Source organism: Sediminivirga luteola, assembly GCF_014639315.1.
GTDB lineage: Bacteria > Actinomycetota > Actinomycetes > Actinomycetales > Brevibacteriaceae > Sediminivirga > Sediminivirga luteola.
Genome location: NZ_BMFY01000011.1, coordinates 117,956 through 135,230 on the forward strand (window position 1 = coordinate 117,956; position 17,275 = coordinate 135,230).

Annotated in this window: 20 protein-coding genes and 1 pseudogene; 4 read left to right on the forward strand and 17 right to left on the reverse strand. The window is 69.2% G+C overall.

The window, feature by feature from the left end; genetic code table 11:
* Positions 1-8 precede the first annotated feature (8 nt).
* From IEW13_RS12605 to IEW13_RS12630, 6 genes are all read right to left on the reverse strand, one after another.
* Complete coding sequence (locus IEW13_RS12605) at positions 9-545, reverse strand: bifunctional nuclease family protein (RefSeq protein WP_188551270.1); 537 nt, start codon at positions 543-545, stop codon at positions 9-11.
* A 77-nt stretch (positions 546-622) separates the two neighbouring features.
* Positions 623-1,303, reverse strand: coding sequence for an FHA domain-containing protein (locus IEW13_RS17525; RefSeq protein WP_229745141.1), 681 nt, complete (start codon positions 1,301-1,303; stop codon positions 623-625).
* Positions 1,304-1,312: 9 nt separating this feature from the next.
* A complete protein-coding gene (gene gcvH / locus IEW13_RS12615; protein WP_188551271.1) occupies positions 1,313-1,705 on the reverse strand; it encodes a glycine cleavage system protein GcvH in 393 nt (130 codons plus the stop codon).
* 86 nt (positions 1,706-1,791) lie between these two features.
* Complete coding sequence (locus tag IEW13_RS12620) at positions 1,792-2,748, reverse strand: DUF881 domain-containing protein (RefSeq protein ID WP_188551272.1); 957 nt, start codon at positions 2,746-2,748, stop codon at positions 1,792-1,794.
* Positions 2,749-2,754: 6 nt separating this feature from the next.
* Positions 2,755-3,087 carry a small basic family protein gene (locus IEW13_RS12625; RefSeq protein ID WP_188551273.1) on the reverse strand — a complete coding sequence of 111 codons (333 nt, stop codon included), beginning with the start codon at positions 3,085-3,087 and terminating at the stop codon, positions 2,755-2,757.
* Entirely contained in the window at positions 3,084-4,052 is a 969-nt protein-coding gene (locus IEW13_RS12630; RefSeq protein WP_188551274.1) for a DUF881 domain-containing protein, read from the reverse strand. The genes IEW13_RS12625 and IEW13_RS12630 overlap by 4 nt, the downstream gene beginning before the upstream one ends.
* Positions 4,053-4,244: 192 nt before the next feature.
* Here IEW13_RS12630 and panC point away from each other — a divergent pair, with 192 nt between their 5' ends.
* Both panC and IEW13_RS12640 read left to right on the forward strand, forming a co-directional pair.
* A complete protein-coding gene (panC, locus tag IEW13_RS12635; RefSeq protein ID WP_188551275.1) occupies positions 4,245-5,156 on the forward strand; it encodes a pantoate--beta-alanine ligase in 912 nt (303 codons plus the stop codon).
* On the forward strand, positions 5,156-5,761 hold the full coding sequence (locus IEW13_RS12640) for a nucleoside deaminase (RefSeq protein ID WP_188551276.1): 606 nt from the start codon (positions 5,156-5,158) through the stop codon (positions 5,759-5,761). Before panC ends, IEW13_RS12640 begins: the two co-directional genes overlap by 1 nt.
* 61 nt (positions 5,762-5,822) lie before the next feature.
* Here IEW13_RS12640 and IEW13_RS12645 read toward each other — a convergent pair whose 3' ends face one another.
* The 6 genes from IEW13_RS12645 to IEW13_RS12670 all read right to left on the reverse strand — a co-directional run bounded on the left by IEW13_RS12645 (position 5,823) and on the right by IEW13_RS12670 (position 12,232).
* Complete coding sequence (locus tag IEW13_RS12645) at positions 5,823-6,725, reverse strand: M48 family metalloprotease (protein ID WP_188551277.1); 903 nt, start codon at positions 6,723-6,725, stop codon at positions 5,823-5,825.
* Between the two features lie 520 nt (positions 6,726-7,245).
* Entirely contained in the window at positions 7,246-7,458 is a 213-nt protein-coding gene (locus IEW13_RS12650; protein ID WP_188551278.1) for a CDGSH iron-sulfur domain-containing protein, read from the reverse strand.
* Positions 7,455-8,438 (reverse strand): glycosyltransferase family 2 protein, encoded by a 984-nt coding sequence (locus IEW13_RS12655; protein WP_188551279.1) that lies wholly within the window; start codon positions 8,436-8,438, stop codon positions 7,455-7,457. The genes IEW13_RS12650 and IEW13_RS12655 overlap by 4 nt, the downstream gene beginning before the upstream one ends.
* The gene (locus IEW13_RS12660) at positions 8,435-9,568 is read right to left on the reverse strand and encodes an iron-containing redox enzyme family protein (RefSeq protein WP_188551280.1); all 1,134 of its coding nucleotides are present in this window, start codon (positions 9,566-9,568) and stop codon (positions 8,435-8,437) included. The genes IEW13_RS12655 and IEW13_RS12660 overlap by 4 nt, the downstream gene beginning before the upstream one ends.
* 154 nt (positions 9,569-9,722) lie before the next feature.
* Positions 9,723-11,057, reverse strand: coding sequence for an aspartate aminotransferase family protein (locus tag IEW13_RS12665; protein WP_188551281.1), 1,335 nt, complete (start codon positions 11,055-11,057; stop codon positions 9,723-9,725).
* Positions 11,058-11,362: 305 nt separating this feature from the next.
* The gene (locus tag IEW13_RS12670; protein WP_188551282.1) at positions 11,363-12,232 is read right to left on the reverse strand and encodes a CE1 family esterase; all 870 of its coding nucleotides are present in this window, start codon (positions 12,230-12,232) and stop codon (positions 11,363-11,365) included.
* Positions 12,233-12,419: 187 nt separating this feature from the next.
* On the opposite strand from IEW13_RS12670, the gene IEW13_RS12675 reads away from it, so the two are divergent.
* A complete protein-coding gene (locus tag IEW13_RS12675) occupies positions 12,420-13,118 on the forward strand; it encodes a CPBP family intramembrane glutamic endopeptidase (RefSeq protein WP_188551283.1) in 699 nt (232 codons plus the stop codon).
* 50 nt (positions 13,119-13,168) lie between these two features.
* On the opposite strand, the gene IEW13_RS12680 is transcribed toward IEW13_RS12675, so the two are convergent.
* The 5 genes and pseudogenes from IEW13_RS12680 to IEW13_RS17835 form a co-directional block, all read right to left on the reverse strand.
* On the reverse strand, positions 13,169-13,921 hold the full coding sequence (locus tag IEW13_RS12680; protein ID WP_188551284.1) for a MerR family transcriptional regulator: 753 nt from the start codon (positions 13,919-13,921) through the stop codon (positions 13,169-13,171).
* Between the two features lie 62 nt (positions 13,922-13,983).
* Positions 13,984-14,277, reverse strand: coding sequence for an MFS transporter (locus IEW13_RS17530; RefSeq protein WP_229745142.1), 294 nt, complete (start codon positions 14,275-14,277; stop codon positions 13,984-13,986).
* A 58-nt stretch (positions 14,278-14,335) separates the two neighbouring features.
* Entirely contained in the window at positions 14,336-14,623 is a 288-nt protein-coding gene (locus IEW13_RS17535; RefSeq protein WP_229745143.1) for an MFS transporter, read from the reverse strand.
* 98 nt (positions 14,624-14,721) lie between these two features.
* Complete coding sequence (locus tag IEW13_RS17540) at positions 14,722-14,916, reverse strand: hypothetical protein (RefSeq protein ID WP_229745144.1); 195 nt, start codon at positions 14,914-14,916, stop codon at positions 14,722-14,724.
* 59 nt (positions 14,917-14,975) lie between these two features.
* A pseudogene (locus tag IEW13_RS17835) lies at positions 14,976-15,293 on the reverse strand (MFS transporter); the annotation flags it as partial.
* On the opposite strand from IEW13_RS17835, the gene IEW13_RS12690 reads away from it, so the two are divergent.
* Positions 15,204-15,929, forward strand: coding sequence for a TetR/AcrR family transcriptional regulator (locus IEW13_RS12690; protein ID WP_268235207.1), 726 nt, complete (start codon positions 15,204-15,206; stop codon positions 15,927-15,929). The pseudogene IEW13_RS17835 and the gene IEW13_RS12690 overlap by 90 nt on opposite strands.
* The last annotated feature ends 1,346 nt before the right edge of the window (positions 15,930-17,275 follow it).

The following is a 17,275-nucleotide window of genomic DNA, read 5'->3' on the forward strand; positions in this document are numbered from 1 at the left end:
GGTGCCGTTCAGCGGGCCTCGGGGCCGCCCGGCTCCGACGGACCGTCGGGACCACCGGACTCCGCGGGACCGTCTGGGCCGCCGGACTCGAAGTCCTCGGCGGAGACATGGTCCAGGAACTCCCGGAACTGCTCCACCTCGGTCTCGTCGTCCACCTCCATCTCCACCCCTGCAGTGTCGATCAGCTCATCGGCGACGAAGACCGGCACCTGGGCGAGCAGCGCCAGGGCCGCGCCGTCGGATGGCCGGCAGCTGAGCCGCCGCCCGTCGTCGAACACCAGCTCACCCAGGAAGGTATGCCCGTCCAGGCCGGTGACCTCCACGCGCTCAAGGCCGCCGCCGAAGTGATGCACGACGTTCAGCAGCAGCTGATGCGTCAGCGGACGCGGCGGCTCCACGCCCTGGAGCGCGAGCGCGATCGCATTGGCCTCCTGCACGCCGATCCAGATCGGCAGGTACTTCGGCTCGTACAGGCTGCGCAGCAGGAGGATCGGCTGTCTGGCCGGGAGCTCGACCCGGACACCCAGGACCTCGACTTCTCTCATGGGATCAGCCTACTGCGTCCCTCCCCGGTCACGCCTGTGAGACTTCTGGCGTCCTGCGGCGGCGCCGCGGGCAGGGCTCAGGCGCTGCGGGGACGCTGCTGGAAGATCATCCGGAACTTGCCGATCTGCACATCGGCGCCGTTGGTCAGCTCGATCGAGTCGATCAGCTGCCGCTGGACGTAGGTGCCGTTGAGCGAGCCGGTGTCCCGGAGCAGGAACCCGCTGGGCGTGCGGACGAACTCCGCGTGCTTGCGGGAGACGGTGACGTCGTCCAGGAAGATATCGGCGTTGGGGCTGCGGCCCACCGTGACGACATCGGTGTCGAGCAGGATCTGCGCCCCGGCGTCCGGGCCGGAGACGACGACCAGCAGCGCGTCGGTCTCCTGCAGGGAATCCAGGCCTTCGACGGGGTGGATCTCACCGGTGTGCGGATCGACGATGCTGTGACTGGATTGCGGCGGCACCGGATGGGAGCCGGCCGGCGGCGGGTTGGATCCGTAAGGCACCTGCGGCTGGCCCTGCGTACCGCCGTAGTGCTGCGGCTGGGAGCCATAGGGCTGGGGCGCCTGGGGCGGCTGGCTGCCGTACGGCTGAGGCGGCTGCTGCCCCCACTGCTGCGGGGCCCCGCCGGCGGTCTGCTCCCAGGGCGCCGGGGACTGCTGACCTTCGTGCGGCGGCCACTGCTGGCCGGGCTGCACCGGCTGCTGTCCCTGCGGGTACTGGCCCGGGGGCTGCTGGGGGTAGTTCGGAGACGACATGGGGATCCTTCAGCTCAGACTCTCGCGGTAGGCATCGGCGTCCATGAGCTGGTCCAGCTCGTCCGGCGCGGAGGCGCGGACCTCGTAGAGCCAGCCGTCCTCATAAGGCGAGGAGTTGACCACCTCCGGAGTGTCCTCCAGGGCCGGGTTGACGGCCACCACAGTGCCGGACAGGGGCGCCACGAGATCGCTGACGCTCTTGGTGGACTCGATCTCCCCGCAGGCCTCACCCGCGGTAAGGGCGTCGCCCTCGGCGGGAACGTCGACGAAGACGACCTCCCCGAGGGAGTCCTGCGCATACGCGGTCACGCCCACGCGGTAGACGGACTCCTCGGAGCCGGCCACCACCCACTCGTGGTCAGCGGAGTACCGCAGATGCGAGGGGTACTCGAGCTCGGGCATTCCCACTCCTCGTCGACGAGCCGAAACTAGGTGATCCCAGCATACCGGCCAGAACGGCCGTTCAGCGGCGCTGGGTCAAGAAAAGACTACGGGCCGGTATTCCCGGCGGCAACCGTGGCGCGAATCTCCAGACGGGACTGTCTCTCCGTCGTCATCGCCGCGCCTCGCCGCTCCACCGTGTCCCTGACCCCGCCGGGAATCTGCAGGGCCGTGTCCATCGTCTCCGGATCGCCGATGGCCGCCACCCGGTACGGGGGCTCGGCCTCTTCGCCGCCGATCAGGACGCCGCCATCGGCCGATGCGGTGATGGCGGTGGAGGCGACCACCCGGATGCCGGAGATCTCGATGGCCTCGGCCCCGGCGTCGCGCAGCTCCTGCACGATGCCGACCATATCGGCCGCCGTGACCGCCCGGCCCGGATCCGTCACCTCGATCACGATGCCGCTCCCCTCCACCGGGGCTTCCCCGGTCAGGATGGCCAGGGCCTCGGCACGGGCCCTGGCCTGCTCGCGGGCGGCTTCCTGCTGGTCGCTGCCGGAGGCGAGTTCTCGCTGCTGGGCGAGCAGTTCATCCCGCTCGGCCTCCAGACGCTCGGTGCGCTGGCCGACATCGGCCATGATCCGCACCAGCTCGGCCTCCGAGAGCTGCTGCAGGCCATCGGCCTCGGTCTGGCGGATCTGCGTGGTGGCGGCGAAGCCCAGGATGGCGCACAGGAATGCGGCCAGCAGCTGCGAGCGTCCCGGGCGGGCGGTGAACGCCGCGCGCAGGCGCAGCCATGCCAGGCGGCGCGGGCTGGGCGTCGCGCCGGGACCGGTCTCGGCGGTCTCGGCCGCGGGGTCGGCGGTCGCGGCGGGCGGGGGATCGGCACGGTCGGCCTGGGCCCGAGCCTCGGCATCGTCGAGGTCGGTGGCGGCAGCATCGGCGGCACCCGGAGTGCGCGTGGTGCCGTCGGCGCCCGGGGCCTGCGCGGCCTCACCGGTCGTGGGCGAGCCGGTCCCGGTCCTGCGCCTGTCCCGGCGGGGGCGTTCGTGCTTGTGCGCCATCGGCGGTCAGGCCTTCAGCAGCTGGCGGCGGATGGCCGCGACGTTGGTGAAGATACGGATGCCCAGGACGACCACGACGGCGGTGGACAGCTGCGTGCCGACGCCGAGCTGATCGCCCAGGAACACGATGAAGGCGGCGATGAGCACATTGGAGAAGAAGGAGATGACGAAGACGCGGTCGTCGAAGGTGCCCGAGAGCACCGCCCGCAGGCCGCCGGCGAGCGCATCGAGCGCCGCCACCACGGCGATGGGCAGATAGGGCTGGATGGCCGGCGGCACCGTGGGGTTGAGCCAGATGCCCAGCAGGATGCCCAGCACGAGCCCGATGATGGCGATCACTCGGTGACCTCGCTTCCGTCTGCGGTGCTCAGGGTGTCGGCGTGCCGGAAGGCCGGCATCTCCGCCGCCGGCACGCTCACGGCGCGTGGCTGTGAGACGCCGGAGGCGATGGCGTAGTCCCGCTCAAGCACCTTCAGGTAGTCGAAGGTGTCCGAAGCGAGGAACTGACGGCGCAAGCTCCCGGGGTCCTCGCCGCCGACGGCCGCGACCTCGTAGGGGGCGGTGAGCGGGGTGTAGTTGACCATGATGGCACCTCCGGCACCGCGGATCGCCGACAGGGAGGTGAACCGGTGCCCGTTGATGGCCACGGCCTGCGCGCCGCAGGCGAACAGGGCGTTGACGACGGTCTGCAGATCCTGGTCCTGCACCCGGTTTGCGGTGTCCTCGGCGCTGCGGGGATCGCCGGCGCCGGTGACCGCGGCCGGGTCGTCGTTGAGGGTGACGACGATGCCGCGCCCGTCCACCGGAGTGGTGCCGGCGGCGCGTTCGAGCCGTTCAAGGCGCTCGCCCAGGCCGGTGTCGCTCAGGGTGGCGCTGCGCTCGGCACTGAGCCGGGCACCGAGTTCCTGGTTCTCCTGCTGCAGGAGGTTCGCATCGCCGGTGGCGGCCTCGATCTGCTCGATGAGGGCGGCACGGGCGGTCTCCCGCTCCGGGTCCCCGATCCGCAGCTGCCCGATGGCCACGGCCAGCCCGGCGCCCAGGATGAGCGCGACGAGACCGCTGAGCAGCGTGGTGGTCACCCCGGGGCGGGTGCCGTCAGCCTCGTGCTCGGCGCGGGCGGCGGCATAGGGGTCGTCCAGGCGCTGCCACAGGGACTCCAGGAGGGAGGACGTGCTCTCGTCCTGCCGCTGCGCGACGGTCCGGGGCGCAGCCAGCTGCTGGGCGGCGTGGCCGCGCGGAGCACGCCTTCCGCGTGGAGCGCGCCGCCCTCGATGAGCGCTTCGCCCCGGCTGGGCGGCGGGCATGGCACCTCCGGGTGGGAGCAGGACTTCAGGCGTCCCTCGGGCGGGACTGGCGGTGTCCCTCAAGACTAAGTCATGGGGGCATGCCCCGGCCGTCGCGTGTGGACCCAGCCGAGGCGCGCGGCCCAGAAGCAACCGGGGTCACGCACCTCGACTGGGGCCGTGGCATCCTCGCGGCACCCTAGAATGGCGTGCATGGCCAGACTGACGCTGACGCGGACCGCACGGGAACTCCACGACGCCATCGACGCCGCCCTGGAGGGTGCCGGGCGCGGCTCGCGGGGCCTGGGACTGGTGCCCACCATGGGCGCGCTGCATGACGGGCACGGCCAGATGGTGCGCATGGCCCGGGACGAGTCCGATGTGGTGGTCGTGACCATCTTCGTCAATCCGCTCCAGTTCGGGGACCCGCTGGACCTGGAGCGCTATCCGCGCACGCTGGAGGCCGATGTGGCGATGCTGCGCGAGCTCGGGGCGGACATCGTCTTCGCTCCCTCGGTGGAGGAGATGTACCCGGACGGCGAGCCGCTCGTCTGGGTCCGCACCGGCGCGATGGGCGACCGGCTGGAAGGCGTGGGCAGGCCCGGGCACTTCGACGGCGTCGCGACGGTGGTCAGCAAGCTGTTCCATCTGGCGCAGCCGCGGGCGCAGGTGCCGTACCGGGCGTACTTCGGGCAGAAGGACGCGCAGCAGCTGACCATCATCAAGCGGATGGTGCATGACCTGAACATCCCGGTGGAAGTGGTGCCGGTGCCGGTGGTCCGCACGTCCGAGGGCCTGGCGCTCTCCAGCCGGAACCAGCTCCTCTCCCCCGAGCACGTCCAGACGGCCCTGGCTCTGCCGCGTGCCCTGTTCGCACTGAAAGAGGCCGCGGCGCGCGGGGAACCGCTGGACCTGGAGGGCGCCGATGCGTTGCTGCGCTCCGAGCCGGGCGTGCGGGTGGAGTACCTGGAGGTGGTGCACCCGATGACGCTCGAGCCGCTGCCGGCCGGCTCGCTGCGCCGGCCTTTCCGGGGACGGGCGCTGGCGCTGGCGGCGGTCGTCGTCGGGGGCATCAGGCTGATCGACAATATGCCCTTGCAGGGCCCGGGAGGCGGGGAGTCCTGATGCCGGCACCGCATGAGGGCCTGCCGGTCTCGTTCGGGGTGCGGCTGCCGGAGTGGCTGCGGCTTCAGCTGGACTACCTGCCGCGGGCGCTCGGCTCAGCCGAGGAGCGCATGGACCTGGTGAACGCGCTGGCGCGCCGGAACGTCGACGAGGGTACCGGCGGGCCGTTCGCGGCGCTCGTCGTGGACGGCGACTCCGGCCGGGTGCTGGCCGCGGGAGTGAACCTGGTGCTCGGGACGGGTCTGTCGAGCGCGCACGCCGAGGTCGTGACCTTGTCCCTGGCGCAGTCGGCCCTGGGCACCTGGAATCTGGGTTCCGCGGCGCCGCGGGTCCTGCTGTCGGTCAATGCGCAGCCGTGCGCCATGTGCTTCGGTGCGTTGTTGTGGTCGGGCGTGCGGGAACTGGAGTTCGCCGCGCTGGGTCCGGACGTGGAGCGGCTGACGGGCTTCGACGAGGGCCCGGTACCGGCCGGCTGGCGGGATGAACTTGCGGCGCGGGGGATCGAACTGCGCACCGGCGTCCGGGAGCCGGAAGCACATGAGGTGCTGGCCCATTACGGACGGCTGGTCGCCGAGGGGCAGCTGCCGCTGTACAACGGGCGGTAGTGAGGGGCTGCGGCAGGGCACCGGCTTTCAAGCCGGACCCTGGCCGCGCCCCGCGGAGGGTTCAGCGCAGCGCCCAAGGCGTCCATAGCGGCCGCAGGGCCGGCACCGACGCACGGCCAGCCATCTTATGGAGCCGTCGCACGCGTTCGGAGGTCGGTGGGTGAGTGCGGAACATCGCCGCCGCACCCTCCCCGGCAAGCGGGTTGGCGATCATCAGATGAGCCTGCGAGACCGCCGAGCCCTCCGGTGCCAGTGGCACAGCTCGCGTTCCGGCCTCGATCTTCTCCAACGCGGAGGCCAACGCGAGCGGATCGCCGGAAAGCCGGGCACCATCCGCGTCGGCCTCGTACTCCCTGCTACGGCTGATCGCCAGCTGAATCAAGCCCGCCGCGAGTGGGCCAAGGACCAGCATCAGCATCGCCGCCAGCGGATGCGGCGCATCGTCGTCCTCGGCGCCCAGCGGCAGGAAGAACGCCAAGTTCGCCACCGACGTGACGATACCGGCCAGAGCCGCGGCGACGCTGGAGATCAGGATGTCCCGGTTGCCGATGTGCGACAGCTCGTGTGCCAGAACCGCGCGCAGCTCCCGCCGGTTCAGGATGCGCAGGATGCCCTCGGTGACGCATACCGCCGCATGCTCCGGGTTCCGCCCGGTTGCGAAGGCATTGGGCTGGGCCAGTGCGCTGATATAGATCCGCGGCATCGGCTGCCCCGCCGACTCGGTCAGCTCCCGCACCATGGCGTGAAGCTCCGGTGCCTGCCGTGGGCCGACCGGCCGCGCTCCCATCGTTCTCAGCGCGATCCGGTCAGAGGCAAAATAGGCGATCCCATTGGTGACCAGGGACAATACGGTCGCGATGCCCAGGCCGGTGCTACCGCCCAACCAGTAGCCCGCCGTCAGGATCAGCGCCGTGAGCAGGCCCAAGAGCACGGCCGTCTTGAGTCCGTTGCGGTAACGGCGCATCGTTCACCACCATCCTCTCCTCACTGACGCCCGGTTGACGTCCTGGAACACCCCAGCGGCACGCGACCGGATCTAGCGAGGAGCCCGGGCCGACCCACCACTGGTTCGTTCCGCATGCATTCCTTTTGGTGTGCACAACGCAACACGCGGGCAGAGCATTCCAACATGAGCGTGATCGACTCAATTTTCTTACACTGGGGCGGGCTCCCGTTCGGCCGGTGACGCTCCGGGCGCCTTCCTCGCTTTCTGACCAGCGTGCAGTTACGGCACGCTGGTCAGCGATCCGGAAGACGGGACGCCCGTGGGGCGCCGGATTACGCCGGCGCACGCGAGCCTCGTGGCATGGAAAGGCACGCGGTCTACGGCGCAGGATGTGGGACGCCGACGCATGGCCCCTCAAGCCTCCTCCCGGAACCAGTCGACCCGGCCCCTCAGCGGCACCCGGAGTCAGGCGGCCACATATCCAGGGCGGCGCTTGGCACGGTGGACGAGGCCCTCCGCTGCCGGCCGCACCGGCGGTTCACTCCCGCGGCTGTGTGGTGAAGCCGGTGATCTTATGGGTGCCGTCGCACCAGGGCTTGATCGCCGAGGCACCGCAGCGACACAGCGCAGCAGACCGGCGCGGCTGCTCGATGGGCTCGCCGTTCTCGTCGACGAAAACGGCCGGACCGCGGACGATCAGGGGCCCGTTGGGGTAGGCGGTCACGGTGACGGGACGTTCATCGTGGGTCATGAGCGTGCCTCCTTGCAGTGACGTGTGAGCCGACGGGTGCTGTGGGCTGCGGTGGTGATGCGCGTGTCGCGGTAGCGGACGCCGCCGCGCATCCGCACCAGGGGAACCGTCCAGGCGGTGAGGGCGCGTTCGGCCACCCACAACGGCGCCCACAGGACCGCCGATGCCGGGAAGTGCGCGGCGCCGCGATCCCGGTACCGGCCCCAGGCGGCGATGGCGACGGTGGCCGTCACGATCACGGAGAGCCTGCGTGCTGGCCGCCGGAACGCCCAGACGGCAACCGGCAGGAGTGAGAGTTCGGCCAGGGACCGTGCTGGCTGGCCCAGGCTGTCATAGGCCTGCCGGACCCGTTGTTCCAGGAACCTGGCCGCGGTGGGCGGACGCCGGGCGATGTAGATGTCCCGGGCGATGCGCACGCGGCCGCCGCATGCCCGGACCGTGCGCTCGAGCTCGAGGTTCTCGAACAGCACATCGGTGTCGTACCCTTCCGGCGGCAGCGCGTTCCGCCGTAGTGCCAGGGTGCCGGAGTAGTCGCCGCCGAACGCCCGGTTGATGAGAGTCCGCCCGGTATCCCAGCGGGCGTGCCACGGCATCGGCTCGAAGACGTTCTGGGGCCGCACCAGGTCTGCCCCTGCCATCCGGTCGATCAGGGCGCGCAGCGCCTCGTAGGAGTAGCGGACATCGTCGTCGGCGACGATCACGAGGTCGTGCCGCGCCGCCTGGATCCCGGTCATCGCGCCGCGTGCTTTGCCGTTCAGGCCGGGGACGGCGGGCGGCAGATGGCGCACCTCCGGCCAGGCCCGTCGATGGGCCTCATAGCGGTGCGGCGGCGAACCGTCGACGATGGTGACGTCCACCCAGGCGTTCAGGCGGCGCAGGTACTCCCCGAGCTCGTCGATGCCGTCGTCGTGTTCCCATCGCAGCGGGAGCACGTACTCGACGGCGAAGGCGCGCTCCGCAGCCGTGTGGGGCGCCGTCATGCCAGGTGGGAGACGGCCGGTGGTTTCCGCAGGGAGCTGTGCCCGTCCTGCCAGGCGTGGAGGATGTGATCGCCGGCCCAGCCGTCCACGGCGAGGCAGGCGAGGGCACCGAAGAGGATGTCGCCCAGCAGTTCGGGTTCGTCTTCGGCCAGCGCGCCGGCAAGATCTCTGCCGGCGATCTGCTCGTGCACGGCATCCGCCTCGACGTGCTCATCGAAGTACCTGGTGACGTCAGTGCCGAACCCGAGCCGGCGGAAACCGTCCCCGTACATCCGGTTCGGAATGGAGGAGGTCATCTCGAAGGCGGCCAGATGCCCGACGATGGCGCCGCGCAGGCGCCGGTTCAGGCCGAACAGGGACATCGTGTTCTGGGAGGCCAGGGTGACCGCCGGAACCGAATCGAGGTACGCCCCGTAGGTGTCGTCGAGACCGGCACCTCGCACGGTCTGCGCGAAGATCGAGGCGTGCACCCGCCCCGGGTCGCCGCCGCCGTACTCGTCGGACTGGATCTCTACCAGCGCGGCTTTGGCCCTGCCGGTGAGCCGCGGAATGGCCCAGGAGTGGGGGTCGGCCTCCCTGAGGGTGTAGATGCTGCGCTGGATCAAGAACTCCCGCACCTGTTCCAGGCTCGCCCGTTTGGCCACGAACCGGGCCAGGCTCGGGCCCGGGACCGGGGCGGTCGCCGCGAACAGCCAGTCCGCGACCACATCACGTTCCGGTGCCGGCGGATCGTTCACGGGCACGGCCGCGCGCAGCGCCTCCTCAAACGGCCGCTCCAGGATCGACCGGGTGACGATCAGATCCGGGTCCCACTCCCAGGCGGGATCCAGCCAGGGCAGTGATCCGTAGTGCAGCCCGTACAGCAGGAAGAGGCTGAGCTGGATGTCCTCGTCGCGGACGATGTCGTCGCCACCGGCCACCGCATCGCGCGCGGCCGCCTGGAGACGCTCGCCCCAGCCACGTTCCGGCTGCGTGTCCTGAGAACTCGGAGAGCGTCCCTCTCCAGGGTGCGCGGAGTGTCCGGTCAGCACGGAGCACAGGAGTTCGCTGAGCGGGCCGCGCGGTTCCACTGGAGTGCGGCTCTGCTGCGCCGGGGTCGCGTGCCCCGGCTGAGGTGACGTCGTCGTCATCGTCGTACCTTCCCCTCGCCTTTGCGCGCTATATGCCCCCACCGGAGGTGGCCGGTATGACTCGTGTGCCGAGTTCAATCAGCGTATAGGCAGGTGCCCGCCAGGCGGGGCGGCGGGGTGCGCGCCTGCTGCCCCGCCGAGGGGGTGAGCTGGTTCAGGGTGCCAGTGCTCCGGCCTCCTCAAGGAGCCCGGGCTGGGAGGTGAGCCGTTCGAATGCGCGGGTGTAGCCATCGGCCACCTGGCGCAGCTGGTCCGGGGTCAGGGCGGTGGAGAGGTTGAGCATGCCGCGCGGCGTCGTGTAGACGCCTTCGAGCATCAGGCTCAGATGCAGCGCCGCACGGAATCCGGGTGCCCGGCGGGCATCGGCGGGTGCGCGCACCGCATCGGCGCCCGGGTGCACGTTGAGGATAGATCCGGAACGGGTGACGACGACGGGTGCACCGGCTGCGGCCCCGGCCGCGGCGATCTCATCGGCCAGCTTCGCCGCGGAGCCGTTCAGCCGGGCGATCGCGGTCACGTCGAGCCGCCGGAGGGCGGCAAGACCGGCGACGCTGGCCACGGGGTTGCCGTTGAAGGTCCCGGCATGGTCGAGCCGCCCGGAGACCAGCGGCGAGGTGAGCTCCAGCAGATCTGCCCGCCCTCCCACGGCGCCGATGGGCATGCCACCGCCGATGATCTTGGCCAGAGTGACGAGGTCGGGGGTGAGTCCGAGTGCGTGCGCCGTGCCCTGAGGCGCGTTGCGCAGGGACTGCACCTCGTCGAACACGAAGACCGCCCCGACTTCACGTGCACGGTCTTGGACGGCATGCAGATAAGAAGGCTCGGCGGGAATCACGCCGCCAGCGCCCAGGAACGGTTCGATGAACACTGCCGCCGTGCGCTCGGTGATCGTCGCCTCCAGCGCGAGCCGGTCGTTGTACGGCGTGCGCACCACGTCGGGCTCCCCGGAGGTGAACGGGGCGATCGCCCCGTGGTAACCGCCGTCGGCGAGGGTCAGCTCGCGGCGCCCGGTCGCTCTGCGCGCGATGCGCAGTGCCAGGGCGGATGCCTCGGAGCCGGAGTTGGTGAACCGCAGCCGTTCGACTGCGGGTACCCGTTCGGCGATCTCTTCCGCGAGCGCGATCTGGCTCCGGTGCGGCGCAGGGAACACCGTGCCGTCGCGCAGGATCGCCTCGATCGCTGCGGATGCCTCCGGTTGCGCGTTGCCGTGCACGAGCGCGGTGTAGTTGTTGACGACGTCGAGGTAGTGGTTGCCGTCGACGTCCATGAGTTCGGCCCCAGTGCCTCGTTCCATCACGGTGGGGAACGGCGGGTAGTGCGTCACGGCACGTGTTTCGCCTCCTGGCATGCTGCGGCAGGCCCGGGCGAATATCCGGGCGGAGCGCGAGCGGGCCGCGCGGTATTCGTCGACGAGCGCAGGGGGCACGGCGGTGTGGACGGCGTGATGCTGCTGTCCGCCCGCGTCGGAAGCTGGTTCGGATGCAGGCATACGGTTCCTTCGCCATCGACGTCGCTGATTCCCCGCACCATGCTTCCGTAACCGCGGTGCGCGGGCGTTTCCACCGCGTAACGCCCGCGTTTCCCCTTCCCTGCGGGCCCAGGCGGCGCGTCCTGCGAGGCACTCGCGCCGAGCCGCCACGCGGCGCGTCTCGCGGCTGCGAACGAGACGTGGAGTCGGCACGCGTGCACCTCGTACTCCGAGGTGGCCTGCCGGCCGGGGGCGTCTGATGTTCCTTGCACCGCGGTGCCGGCCGCCTTCGTCTTGTCTCCGGCCGATGTTCGGTCCCGGGTCGCTCAGCCGTGCCGGAGGCCGAGGAAATCACCAGTCATCTGGGCGGCGGAGAACGCACGGCTGATGTGCCCGAGGATGCGAGGGGGTCGGCCGGGACCGGGGACGGTGTGCCCTCCCCCGTGGACGGTGACGAGCCGCACCGGCGGCCGGCCGGGTTCCCGGTAGTCGGTCCGCTCCAGCCGCGTCCGGTCTCCCGCGCTGGCGTCGGGGATGCGCTCGGTCTGGGGCGGGCTGTTGATGAGGTTCCGGCGGGCGAAGTAGGCGGCGGTGTCCGGGGCGGACAGGGTGGTGCCGCCGACGCGCAGCAGGTGTTCGGCCAGTCCGCTCATCCGGCCGCCGTCGTAGGGGACGATCGGGTCCTTGGTGCCGTGGACGAGAAGGACGGGCAGCGGGACCGGTTGCTGTGGCGGCCCGGGGATCTCGAAGCTGCCGGCATCGGGCATGGTGGCGCTGTAGACGGCGGCCCCGGCGAGCATGTCCGGGGTCTCGTGGAGGAGCCGCATCACCATCTCCCCACCGTTGGAGTACCCGGCGGCGAACACTCGCGCCGGATCGACGCCGTGGGAGGATGCGAGGCGGCCGATGACGGCGCGGGCGAACCCCACATCGTCGACGTTCTCCACCCGGGCGGGGAAACCGCTCGGGGCCCGGCCGTCGTTCCAGTTGCCGCGGTAACCGTCCAGGTAGGCGACGACGGTGCGCCCGCCCGCCGCGAGGGCATCGAAGGCGTATCCAGTGAAGTGCCGGAAACCCTGACCGCTCTGCTTCGAGCCGTGGAAGACCAGGAGAAGATCAGCCTCTGGGTCCGGTGTGCCGCTGCTGACGACCGTGAAGCTGCGCGTGCGTGCCCCGACGCTGATCTCTTCGTGCATCCTTCGATGCTCCGGGGTGGGACGGCGCGGGCGCAAGGGGTAAGCGCGGCAGTGGGGGTGTGGCGGCGGGAACCGCTGTTCCGCACCCGGCTGGTCTCCGACGCACGGTGCCCGTCACCCGAGCCAACACGATCGCGCTGCCGGCGGTCCTTGACCCTGCCCTGTGGGCACGGTGTCCGATGTGGGTATGAAGAACCACAAGCATCAACCGTCCTATACATCTGCTGCCCGTCCCTCCGTAGGGTGGCCCGAACTTATCGTCGGCATCGCCGGTTTCTTCGCCGTCGGCTGGGCCCTCTTTGGACTGTTCAGCCTGTTCGACGCCGAGCCGGTGATCGTGGGAGTCCTGCAGTCCTTGCTGGCGGGACTCGCCACATTGGGTGCCTTCGGGCTTGCGTTCTCCCTGCGGGTTCGACGATTGGTGGCGTTCGGTTTCACCCGGACGACGCCCAAGTGGCTGATAGTGGGCGCGCTAGGCGGCGCCGCGGTGTTCCTCCTGAGGGGCATTCTCCTGCCGCCACTCATCGACCTGTTCGGCCTTGCGACCGATACCCAGTCGCAACTCGTGGGGGGAGCGCAAGGCGGGCTCCTGGCGCTGGTCGTGACCGGGATCGGTATCGCCATCATCGGTCCCGTCGGCGAGGAGATGCTGTTCCGTGGCGTGGTCCAAACCGCGCTGTTCCGGTACGGTGCGGTGATTTCCACTCTGGGCAGTGCCATTGTCTTCGCCCTGATCCACGGAAGCATCAGTGTCCTGACGCCGCTCGCGTTCCTTGTCGGTGTGCTCACCGCGGAACTGTACCGGCGCAGCGGCTCCTTGTGGCCAGCGATCGTGGCTCATATCGTTCACAACGCACCCACCATATTCCTCTACACGCTTCTGTGAGAGCGAAGACCTACCTGTCGGAAGATCACCGATGTCCTGAGACTTCACACCTACCCGCCGGAAGGCTGACCGTTCGCCGGAGCACACAGGACGCTCACGCGTTCGAGCACGTCCAGTTGCGCCCGGTTGTACACCTGCGCGGCCACGGCGCCCAGGACATCCGTCACCGTCCTGGCATCTTGGGTGATACGCGGCACAGGCAAACCGGCCGACGGGGTTGAGCCGCTCGCTTCGGAATACACCACAGCGAGGTCTTGTGCGAGCCGGTGCTTCGTGGGCTCGTCGGCGTCTGCCGGAAGGCGGTCGAATACGAGTTCCGCGGGGGTTTTCGTATGGTTACGCAGAGCCGTCGCGATGCTCGCCATCGTCTTCTCGTCGAACACATGAGAGTAGACCAGGAGCAGGGCCCGGTCGGCATCGTTCACCGATGTGGACAGCCCCAGCATGCCGGCGGGCAGATCGATCGAGGGCCGGCCCTGCCGCGGCGCGCGTAGGAGCTCGGCAAGCTCTTCTCGGACAGCGGTCCATCGCTTGATGCGTTCTTCGAGTTCCGCGTCAAGGGCCTTCAGCGCTTCCCACCCCTCGTCGTCACTCGCCGCGATGCGGTGGAGGTCCTGCGCGGAGAGCCCGAGTTCCTTGAGCCTGAGCACGCGCAACAGGGTGACGAGATGCTCGACCTGGTACTGCTTGTAACCGTTCGAAGCGCGCGCAGGCTCCGGAAGCACGCCAATGTGATGGTAGTAACGGATCGTCTTGACCGTGGTTCCGGCGATGCCCGCCAGCTCGCTCGTACTCCAACTCATCGCTCTCCCTCCACCTTGCGGTAAGCCTAAGCCTCGATGATCCGAATCCCATGCCAGCAGGCTCAGGACCCATTTCCCGTCTCAGCAGATGCGGCCTCCTGGTCCGCGCGCGGGCGCGGGATGAAGACCGCGATGACCACGCAGAGGATCACCGCGCCGAGTCCGAGCGTGATCCTGAGCAGGAAGCCGCCTTCACTGGTCCCGGTGACGCCGCCGACCGTCGTGATGGACTGGGCGAGGATCGCGCCGGCGACGGCAGCGGCGATAGGCGTGCCGAGCGAACGCATGAGTGCGTTGAGCCCGTTCGCGGCCCCGGTCTCGTGCACCGGCACGGCCTGCATGATGAGCGCAGACATCGCGGCATAACCGAGGCCGACCCCCCACGCCGAGCACAACGTTGACGACGAGGATCTGTCATGCCTCGGCGTGGAAGATCAGGGCGAGCCCGTAGGCGAGGGCGAGGGCCACGGCACCGATGATGAGCAGCGGCTTCGCGCCCCAGCGCCGCTCGACTTTGCCGGCGACGGGCGACATGGCCATCATCGCCAGACCCGAGGGCGCGAGGATGAGCGCCGCGGCCGTGAGCGTCAGCCCCAAGCCGATGCCGGCCGCCCGGGGCAGGGCGAGCAGTTGCGGAAGCACGACGTTCGACACGAAGAGCACGAAACCCAACGCGACCGAGGCCAGGTTGGTGAGCAGCACCGGTCCGCGCACTGACGCGCAAGGCGACGAGCGGATCCTTCACGTGCAGCTCGATCACGCCCCAGATCAACAGCACGACCACGCCGCCGATCAGAGGGTCAGGGTTCGCGTATCCCCCAACCCCACTCGCCGCCACGCGAGACGGCGATGAGCACGCCGACGAGTCCGAGTGCCAGACCGATGATGCCGACCACGTCGATGCGTCCGGGCGAGCACTGCGTGATCGAGGGCACGAAGACCGCGTAGCCGGTGAAGGCGAGCACGGCGATTCCGGCCGCGACCCAGAACAGCACGCGTGCCAATCGAAGTTCTCGGCTACGACCGCGCTGAGCGGCAGGCCGAGCGCACCGCCGAGGCCGAGGGTCGCGCTGACGAGTGCGATACCCGAACCGAGCTTCCGCGGCGGCAGCACGTCGCGAAGGATCGAGATGCCCAACGGGATGACGCCCGCCACCGTGCCGTGTAGCGCCCGAGCGATGACCATGGTCACCACATCATTCGAGAGTGCGGCGAGGATCGCGCCGGCCGCTTGCAGCAGCAGGAGAGCCATGGAGGCACGGCGAGGATCGCCCCCCGAGCCGTGTCGGCCTGTGTTCGCGCTTCCGGCTCCGTACTTCCCGCCACCGTCGACAAAGACCAGGGGTACGTCCTGGTTCGGGGTCGAGGTCATCGTTCGTCCGTCTCTTCTGATCGTGATTGGAGGTGCGTCGAGCACGGCTTCGACCAAGTCACAACAGACGAGGTCGCCCATGGCATCGGCGTGTCACGCGCAACCTTCTTCCGCTACTTCGCCTCGAAGGAGGGCGCGGTGGTCTCCGCCGCGCGAGGCGCGGCCGAACGCGCCGGCACCTTCGCGCAGCGTGTCGTCGACGCTGCTGAGTCCGCCGCGCCCCATACGACCGTGTGGGCGATCCTGCGCGCGGCTGCCGAACCAATGGTTGACACAGCCGACACGCGTGGAGACCCGCTGCGGGTGCGTATCCGCATGATCACCGACGTGCCCGCGTTCAAGGGGCACCTGGCCTCCCAACGACGCAACGACCAGTCGGCCGTCGCCGACGTGCTGCGCGAGCGCCTCGGCGACGACCGTGCTGCAAACGCCCTCGCCGCCGCCGGAATCGCAGCCGTCGACCTCCGTGATTCTTCTCGGCGGTCAGGCCGGGGCGACCTCTTGCTCATGTCGCACGGAAAACACCGTCGTACCACTCACTCACCAGGGCGGGAACAAGCTGCATCCGCGAAGATCTTTGGCGACGACAGCGGGTTGCAGCACCTACGGTCTACACCACCCGACTGGCAGGGCTGAAAGTAGGCCGGAACGCCCAGCCCAACGGGTTCGAACAGCTCCTGGCAGACCTGAGCATCATCCAGAAGAACGGGGCGCCCGGGCACTCCACCAGCCAGGGGACGATCGAACGGTTCCACCAGACCCTAGAACGCTGGCTGGCAGATGCCGGAGCCCCTGCAGATAACACCAACTTCAGGGCCTAGCTGGATTCCTTCCAAGACCACTGCAACCATGTACGGCCCCACCGAGCCCTAGGGCGGTGAACACCAGCAGCGGTCTATGCAGCCCGCACGAAAGCTACGCCCCGGCTTCAGATGGACAACCGTAGTTGGAGAATCCGGTATGACAAGGTCTACTCTCGAGGCCGGATCACCTTACGCTATGCCGGGAAGCTCCGCCACTGGACATCGGACGGTCCCACCCGTGGCAAACGTGTTCCCGGCCCATGGCTAGGCTCCCGTTGTGACACATCTCGCGACTCATCTGAGACACATGCCTCGACTCATCACATAGTCGGGCTGACAGGATGTGAACCTGCGGCCCCTGGTGGATCCAGTCGATTTCCGGTCTCCGCCAATCGTCTCGGGGACTCGCGGATTCCCTTGTGTTTACAGGGAACCGGGCGGTTGGATTGGTACGAGTGTAGCCGGGTGGTGGCGGTAGGTCACGGACCATTGAGGTAGTTATCTGATGGGCAGCCGTACGGACGAGCCGACCGCGGACGCTTCACGATTTGGGGCTTCCAGCCACCCTGCCCCAACCCAACATCTCATGATCTGCATGTGCACCCGCCCCTGCTGCAGGTGTTCGATAGGAAGTACACGACTGGTGGTCGACATGACAGTCGCTCGGCTCTCTACTCACCTCGGCACGTCAGCCACGAGTTGGGTCACTCGCGGTGGAAAGACGTGCGTACCGCGGAGGATCCGGCCGATGCGACTCACCGGCTGCTTAGTCGATCAGGTCCATGCCCCCGACAAAGCCAGGGTACCTTCCTACGCGGAGTGAGGACTGAGTTCCAAGACAACTACTGCAGTGTGCTGACCGTGACGCTCGTCCGCTGCGCGAGCCGCGTGTTCCACAAAGAGAGCTGTCGTACCGCCGCGATGCCGTCGGAATGAACCGGCAGCCCTTCCTCGAGACCGCGAAAGGTTAGGAAGACGAAAGCCGTCTGTTCGATTCCATCCTCGCTGTCTTCGCGCTCCGTGAGCGTGAGCTTTAGTCCCCACTCGCTGCCGGCGACTCCCTGAGGGAACTTGGCGTGGTGAGTGCGGACAGGGCTCCACGGGACTGCCGCACATTTAGGTGACAGTTGGGGGTGTCAGGCCGCGAGGCTCACGGCCGGGTTCATGATGGTCTCGTAT

Bases quoted from the DNA above. Each gene is read 5' to 3' on its own strand.
- IEW13_RS12680 (WP_188551284.1), bottom strand. From the start codon at position 13,921: ATGAGTTGGAGTACGAGCGAGCTGGCGGGCATCGCCGGAACCACGGTC.
- gcvH (WP_188551271.1), bottom strand. From the start codon at position 1,705: ATGCCCGAGCTCGAGTACCCCTCGCATCTGCGGTACTCCGCTGACCAC.
- IEW13_RS12665 (WP_188551281.1), bottom strand. From the start codon at position 11,057: ATGCCTGCATCCGAACCAGCTTCCGACGCGGGCGGACAGCAGCATCAC.
- IEW13_RS12675 (WP_188551283.1), top strand. From the start codon at position 12,420: ATGAAGAACCACAAGCATCAACCGTCCTATACATCTGCTGCCCGTCCC.
- IEW13_RS12655 (WP_188551279.1), bottom strand. From the start codon at position 8,438: ATGACGGCGCCCCACACGGCTGCGGAGCGCGCCTTCGCCGTCGAGTAC.
- IEW13_RS17525 (WP_229745141.1), bottom strand. From the start codon at position 1,303: ATGTCGTCTCCGAACTACCCCCAGCAGCCCCCGGGCCAGTACCCGCAG.
- IEW13_RS12605 (WP_188551270.1), bottom strand. From the start codon at position 545: ATGAGAGAAGTCGAGGTCCTGGGTGTCCGGGTCGAGCTCCCGGCCAGA.
- IEW13_RS12645 (WP_188551277.1), bottom strand. From the start codon at position 6,725: ATGCGCCGTTACCGCAACGGACTCAAGACGGCCGTGCTCTTGGGCCTG.
- IEW13_RS12650 (WP_188551278.1), bottom strand. From the start codon at position 7,458: ATGACCCACGATGAACGTCCCGTCACCGTGACCGCCTACCCCAACGGG.
- IEW13_RS17530 (WP_229745142.1), bottom strand. From the start codon at position 14,277: ATGTCTGCGCTCATCATGCAGGCCGTGCCGGTGCACGAGACCGGGGCC.
- IEW13_RS12630 (WP_188551274.1), bottom strand. From the start codon at position 4,052: ATGCCCGCCGCCCAGCCGGGGCGAAGCGCTCATCGAGGGCGGCGCGCT.
- IEW13_RS12670 (WP_188551282.1), bottom strand. From the start codon at position 12,232: ATGCACGAAGAGATCAGCGTCGGGGCACGCACGCGCAGCTTCACGGTC.
- IEW13_RS12640 (WP_188551276.1), top strand. From the start codon at position 5,156: ATGCCGGCACCGCATGAGGGCCTGCCGGTCTCGTTCGGGGTGCGGCTG.
- IEW13_RS12660 (WP_188551280.1), bottom strand. From the start codon at position 9,568: ATGACGACGACGTCACCTCAGCCGGGGCACGCGACCCCGGCGCAGCAG.
- panC (WP_188551275.1), top strand. From the start codon at position 4,245: ATGGCCAGACTGACGCTGACGCGGACCGCACGGGAACTCCACGACGCC.
- IEW13_RS12620 (WP_188551272.1), bottom strand. From the start codon at position 2,748: ATGGCGCACAAGCACGAACGCCCCCGCCGGGACAGGCGCAGGACCGGG.